Below are 6122 nucleotides of genomic sequence, written 5' to 3' on the forward strand. Positions count from 1 at the left end.
TTTTGCTCGTTTACTTCCAGTATTGCAAATTCGATGCGTGGGCGGTATTTGTCTAATTTCTTCTCTGCCTCTATCTGGAAGCATAGTTTATCATCAGTGATTGCGCCTACCATTTGCAAGCAATCGAGGAGCGTTTTAGCGAGTTGTCAAGGTCGAACTTTGCCGAACTGTGGAATACCCGGACAAACAACCGGAAACGGGTTGCAATGCGTCTGTTCCGGTACACCTTGCACTGTTCCATAAAAGAGTGCTCATAAGCCCGGATTACTTCGTCTTTGATTATTCGTTTTTTTCCGAATTTACCCGGTACGGCTTGGTAGTGGTTGGCTTTGGCAACAATTTGACCGTGTATGATTTCTACTTCCATTCCTAAGCATCTTTGTAGGTTATCCCGTAATCCTTGCATATCTCGAAGAAAGAGCCGATTCCGATACGCTTACCAGTACGCAATAGGTTGGAAAACTTCTTGTCGGTTTCAGCGTATTTATACTTTGTGTTCTGTCTGCTGCATATATGGAAGAAGGAACGGCCGCTTTCACCCAATGAAGCCAACGCACAACCGACCGTAAACCAGTCCTTGTAATCGCCTGTGATGTCTATTCCGTTGGCTCCTATCTTCTCACAGCACTTTGCCACCTTATCCAATACGTTATCACCGCCTGAATATTGATAACTGTTTGTCGGACGTGGCTCTTTGTAATATCCATCGTAGGGGATTGCCTCAACATTGATATAAGGTTCCGCATCATAGGACAAACAGCGCATTCGGGTTACATCACCGCAAGCAGGGTCTATAATGATACCTATCCGTGCAAAGTCCTGTTTCAGCTTCTCGAATTGCCCTTTATGTGCGTGGGGGTATTTCAACGGAATAATGACAAAATAGCCGTTGCCGCTTACCGAAAGACTGATATAGGCTATTTCTTTCAACTTGCAAAGCTCCTGCTTTATTTCGTCCCAGTTATCTATATGTAAATTATCCTTTCGGTCAATATCCACGCAGATAAGCCCGGAATGTCTTACAAGTTTTTCCGCTTTCCGTGTCGGCTGGAATAACCCACTTATGCAAGCCATAGGCAAACGCTTCTTTACCTCGTTCTTTTCTTCCTTTGTCGGCAAAGACCGCAGGCGTTCAATCTCCGAAACGTGCTTCTTGCTAAAAAGGAAATCACGGAGTTTGCACGTTGTGCCATACACATCTTTCACACCGTTATAAACGGAAATCTCTACATCAAAAATATCTTTCTTCATAATCTTATAAAAATTAGTAGACGGTTGACCGGTTGTCGGATTGTTACTGTTAAACTTTTAATTTATAGGTATTTATGCAATTTTATCAGTCTATCTCTATGTTTAAGCTTTTGAAAAACCACAAGTTACAAGGTTGACGCAGTTTTGTTTATATCTTGTTGTATATCAACACTTTCAGTATCTGTCAACCGACAACCTGTCAACTTAGGATATTTCTTTAGGCATTTTGATATGTATTGCTTTGAAACCCCAATCGCATCAGCAACAGCGCTTTGACTGACCGGGTTAGTCAAATGGTAAACATTGGCTATCATTTCCTCTTTACCCATTGTTTTCGCTTCCGGCTGTTTTCTGTTTTCCGTCAGCTTCATATACACCTTTTCTGCACATCTCTCGAAGTAACCCATACATCTGATTGAATACTCCATTTCTTTCGGCAAAATACGGCTCATACCCGTATTATCTCCTAACAGGTGTGTTATCAAAGCCCAGCGTTCCACTATGATTTGCAGTTTTGAATATACGGCACACATGTAGCTATCATCCGTACTTTGCTTCTTTACCTGTAATTCGTTATAGTATTCGATATAGAGACGTTTTGCCTCATCAATGATATAGACCGTATCGCATCCACCAGCCTTGAAATCTGCATCCAATAAAGCATTAATGTAACTGCTCCATGCTTCCCGTACCTCTTTGCTGATAGACTTCTCCGAATACATTGCAGACGGATTTTCATCCGGGTAAACGAATAGCCACCTTTGATTAAAGCCGTTGTTCATAAGCAGGTCGTTGCCGAATGTGTCCGCAAGTACGTCAGGCTGGATTGTTCCTAAAACACCCATAAATGGCTCTTCGACTAATAGCGTATCATCTGACTTTCGGTTTATTACAATGTTATCAGAATCAAAGACCGATAATAACTGGCTTACCTCGCCACTCTTGTTATATCGTCCTATATCGTCAAGAAAGCCCTTTATTTCGTCCCTGTAAAGCAATATTCCGTTATGGCTGGTAGATAATACCTGGTTCCTCGCTTCGGGTGTGGAATCGCTTAAAAGCAACTGCCTGAATATCGGTCTTTCCTTATGCTCATCCTTTGAATCCTTGAAAACCTTCAGCTCTTCCCTGTATGCCTTGTATTCGTTTGCGTCCCTATCCTTTAAAGGTTGCAGAATGAAGCGTACAGGGGTGGACTTGTTAGAACCGGACGGGGCGACTGCACACGCCCAAAGACACGGATAGTTAAAATACTTGTTATCGGAAATCCTTATTTTTTTGCCGACTGCTACACCGACCGCACTAAACATTGCAGCCAGTACTATATCACGGCTGCACTGATACACTTCCGACACTTCCCTAATTATCTCTTGTGCATTTGCTGAAAGCCCGTCAATAGGTAATACAAGCACATCGGACAAAGTTTTGTTATTTACACTTATGTTCATGGCTTTAATTTTATACCGTTCCAGAAATCACAAAAAAGTGAAGGCTGTTTATCGTCTTTGAAGTATTCCCGGTTACTCGTATAAAATCCGGCTTTCCTGTGTGATATGGGACATTTACCGGATGATACCTTACGGATATTGCCGCTTTTCTTCATCTTGTCTATAAAACGACAAATATTGGCAATCCTTACACCTGTTTCCCGCTCGGCCTGATACATGGTTTTAGGGGATTCCGCAAAACACTCTGATAACAGTTTTATTTGGGAGATTTTACTTTCTTCATTCATTGTGTCCCCCTTTCTCTGCCAGCCAGTATAATTTGCAACCGTTTGACAACCGAATATCCTGGATGTTCATGCCTTCCTTATGGCGTAATTCAGAAATAGCCTTACGGGCATCATTAAAGCCTACCAGTTCATTAATCCGCCTGGCTGTAAACTTCCCACCTGATAAAAATAGTTTTCTGACAGCCCTGATATTTCGGGAAGAATTAGTATCTTTACCCTCGTAGTTGGGGAGATTGGTAGTCGATGAGGCTACCTTTTTCTTTTCTTTCATAGTCACGCCCTCCATTATTTACACACCTTTTTCAGAGCATCGTTAATATCCTTCTCTGTGTAGTAAATGCGTGTACCTATCCGGCGGCCATTAATAATGCCGGCTCTCGTCCATGCGTCTAAGGTAGGTAAGGAAATTTGCAACCGTATGGCTGCATCTTTACGTTTATACAGTGTGTCTTTCGGAAAGTCCTCTACTTTGGGAGTAGATTCTATTATATTAGCCAGCTTCTTATCAAGAATGCGGCTCATCATGTTTTCAAGGTCACTCATTGTTGCGCCTTGAATTAACATTGAATTAGGGGATAAAAAATTTGCATCCATAAGTTTCTTGTTTTTATTTCTTATGGATGCAAAAATATAGTGATTATTTTCGTGTAATATGCCGTGTAATATTACAACTTTGCTTTATTTACTCATTATTTATTTTCCCTTTGTCGTAGGTTATGCCGATGGATGCAAACTTTTCTTTTAAGACTTCTTCATTATTATATCCGGTATTCTTTATTATACCATTTTGCCGTATTGATTCAGCACTGCCACCACACAACCACGAAATAAATTCAGACAAATCTTTATCGTTCGAATACTTTATATTGCAGTTATTTAATAGAGTTGTTATTACGTCTACTTGTTCAGTTGCCTTTGCGGATGGTAGTTTTTTTCTTAATACTTTTTGAGATTGTACGTCTTTTGCTTTTCGCTGTATCATATCGGATGGAACTTGTAAAGCCGTAAAATGGTCATTCAAAGATAAATCGCAAGAGTTAAACAAATCCTCTATCTCAAGAATAAACTCCACCATTACATCAATCTCATTATCTAAATGAAGCACAATATCTTCTTCATCCGATATTGTATTGCTTTCATCAAAATCGTTTATTTCATTAAGCCTATTTTTTAATCTGACAAATCTATCATTGCTGGTCACATACGTTTCATTTATAGAACAATAATTATGCATCGAATCAAGATATTTTGAAATCATCTTTGCATATAATTCCTTGTTTGTACTATCCATAGTCAATAGCTTATTGGCAATTAAGCAAATGCATTCTTCTCTAATTGCTGCTAGTTGTTCAAATGATTTAAATTCTCCATAAACAGTTTCAATGTATCTTCTTATATTCTCCATATCATACGATTTTTAATAAATTACCATTCTTCTGCCAGTGCATCATCAGCATCTTAGCGTGTTCCTCTTTCGTCACCTTAATATATTTCAAGAAACTACTTTCTGTTTTATGTCCAGTTATCTGCATAATGCTTATACTTGGGAAACCTGACTTATACAAGTTGGTAGCAAAACTTCTCCGGGCTGTATGAGATGAAACAAGTTGCCACTTTTCATAAATAGTAGTTTGCTTTTTGCCACCTTTGGTTATTGATTTCATCACATGCTCCGTTAGCCCAGCTTCCCGACATACATCTTTCAAATTATCGTTGAATTTCTGATTGCTTATATTACCTGGAAGATTGCCGTTATACTTCTCCCAAATACGTAAGAATACCGGATGCAAAGGAATGGTTACAAACTCATTCGTTTTCTGTTGCTGAATGGTTATCATCCCGTCTTTTATATTTTCTTCTCTAATACGTGTAAAATCAGAGAACCGTAATCCAGTCCAACAACCAACGAGAAACAAATCCCGTGTTCGTTCCAATCGGAGAGAATGCGAAAAATCAAAAGATGCAAGCGTATCGAGTTCATCCTCACTCAATGCGATAGCCTGGCTCTCCTCTGATACATTTTTGAATAGTTGATATTTAGTGTTATCTGTTAGTTCCTGCTCATTAGCTGCTTTCATTACAGCCTTAAGGCTTACTGTTTTGTGCCAAATAGTATTAGTACTCAATCCTAGTTCTTGCAAGAAAGCAACAAAATCATTGAAGAAAGATTGATTTATACTTCGGAACTCCAACCGTATTTTCCTTTTCTTCTCGTATTCTTGAATGTAGTAATAGGTACGGGCGTACTCACGTTTTGTTTTATAGTCGATAGTCTGACCGCCTCTACGTGGGCTTACTCTTGTATCACATAACCGGATAAACTCCTCAAAGAACGAATGAAAATCATGTGCAGCCGCTACTTTCTTTCCGAAGTGAATATCAAGAAAATTTCTAATGCTGTCTTTAGTAATTGGTTCACCTTTTGTTGTTGCTTCCGCAATGAAAGAGTTTATTTTCCCTTCAATACTTTTAAGGGCTACATTAATCTCGTCCTTATTAACACAATACTTTGATTTTTTAACACACTCTTTCTTTTCATCCCAAAACAAAGGTTCAATTTTCAATGGTGTGGCATACATGAGCTTTTCATTTCTACCAAAGCGGGAAGTTATGTATATGGTTTGCTCATTGTCAGCATCCATATCACGGATGAGAAATTTTATATTTGCCATGTTCTTCACTTTTAAATCCAAAAGCAAAGATACATGATTAGCGGAACAATTCCTACATTTGTTCCGTTTTTGTTCCGCAAAATCTTTATTTTATTTGTTTTATCTTTGTTTCTCTTTGTTGATACCGTTTTTATAACACACTGATAAACATACAATTTACACAAACATCAGCAAAATAGAAGAAAAAGAAGAAAATCAGGTTGCAAGTCGCCTCATTCCGACACAAGTAAAAAAATAAGCCGTTGTTTTTCACAACGGCTTATTTTATTTTAAGAAGCTACATTATGTATTGAGCCTTTCCTAATCATATAGTGATTTAGCAATTCCCATTTCCAGTCCTCTCAACTCTGCCAATCCTCTCAGACGGCCGATGCAGGAGTACCCCGGGTTGGTTTTCTTCTTCAAGTCATCCACCATCTGGTGACCGTGGTCGGGACGCATCGGGATGGAAACCTTACGGCGCT

Annotated in this window: 8 protein-coding genes; all 8 read right to left on the minus strand. The window is 39.2% G+C overall.

The features are described 5' to 3' along the window. Nucleotides 1-106 precede the first annotated feature (106 nt). Entirely contained in the window at nucleotides 107-367 is a 261-nt protein-coding gene (locus H8S52_RS13475; protein ID WP_229101078.1) for a hypothetical protein, read from the minus strand. Nucleotides 368-369: 2 nt separating this feature from the next. Next, nucleotides 370-1251: a BT4734/BF3469 family protein gene (locus H8S52_RS13480; protein WP_074713758.1), complete on the minus strand. Its 882-nt coding sequence runs from the start codon at nucleotides 1249-1251 to the stop codon at nucleotides 370-372. A 125-nt stretch (nucleotides 1252-1376) separates the two neighbouring features. Beyond that, nucleotides 1377-2699, minus strand: a complete 1323-nt coding sequence (locus H8S52_RS13485; protein ID WP_117917943.1) for a DUF3987 domain-containing protein — start codon at nucleotides 2697-2699, stop codon at nucleotides 1377-1379. Nucleotides 2700-2978: 279 nt separating this feature from the next. Further along, nucleotides 2979-3257, minus strand: coding sequence for a hypothetical protein (locus H8S52_RS13490; RefSeq protein ID WP_186909996.1), 279 nt, complete (start codon nucleotides 3255-3257; stop codon nucleotides 2979-2981). 14 nt (nucleotides 3258-3271) lie between these two features. After that, nucleotides 3272-3529: a helix-turn-helix domain-containing protein gene (locus tag H8S52_RS13495; protein WP_255470067.1), complete on the minus strand. Its 258-nt coding sequence runs from the start codon at nucleotides 3527-3529 to the stop codon at nucleotides 3272-3274. Between the two features lie 139 nt (nucleotides 3530-3668). Beyond that, nucleotides 3669-4391 carry a hypothetical protein gene (locus H8S52_RS13500; RefSeq protein ID WP_186909998.1) on the minus strand — a complete coding sequence of 241 codons (723 nt, stop codon included), beginning with the start codon at nucleotides 4389-4391 and terminating at the stop codon, nucleotides 3669-3671. A gap of 1 nt (nucleotide 4392) precedes the next feature. Next, complete coding sequence (locus tag H8S52_RS13505; RefSeq protein ID WP_186909999.1) at nucleotides 4393-5658, minus strand: site-specific integrase; 1266 nt, start codon at nucleotides 5656-5658, stop codon at nucleotides 4393-4395. Between the two features lie 300 nt (nucleotides 5659-5958). Next, on the minus strand, nucleotides 5959-6122 hold a 164-nt coding region (locus H8S52_RS13510; protein WP_186910000.1), incomplete at its 5' end, for a mannonate dehydratase.

Source organism: Bacteroides sp. NSJ-48, assembly GCF_014287405.1.
GTDB classification, from domain to species: domain Bacteria; phylum Bacteroidota; class Bacteroidia; order Bacteroidales; family Bacteroidaceae; genus Bacteroides; species Bacteroides stercoris.

Excerpts from the sequence above, each read along its gene's own strand:
- H8S52_RS13475 (WP_229101078.1), bottom strand. The coding sequence starts at position 367 with ATGGAAGTAGAAATCATACACGGTCAAATTGTTGCCAAAGCCAACCAC.
- H8S52_RS13480 (WP_074713758.1), bottom strand. The coding sequence starts at position 1,251 with ATGAAGAAAGATATTTTTGATGTAGAGATTTCCGTTTATAACGGTGTG.
- H8S52_RS13485 (WP_117917943.1), bottom strand. The coding sequence starts at position 2,699 with ATGAACATAAGTGTAAATAACAAAACTTTGTCCGATGTGCTTGTATTA.
- H8S52_RS13490 (WP_186909996.1), bottom strand. The coding sequence starts at position 3,257 with ATGAAAGAAAAGAAAAAGGTAGCCTCATCGACTACCAATCTCCCCAAC.
- H8S52_RS13495 (WP_255470067.1), bottom strand. The coding sequence starts at position 3,529 with ATGAGTGACCTTGAAAACATGATGAGCCGCATTCTTGATAAGAAGCTG.
- H8S52_RS13500 (WP_186909998.1), bottom strand. The coding sequence starts at position 4,391 with ATGGAGAATATAAGAAGATACATTGAAACTGTTTATGGAGAATTTAAA.
- H8S52_RS13505 (WP_186909999.1), bottom strand. The coding sequence starts at position 5,658 with ATGGCAAATATAAAATTTCTCATCCGTGATATGGATGCTGACAATGAG.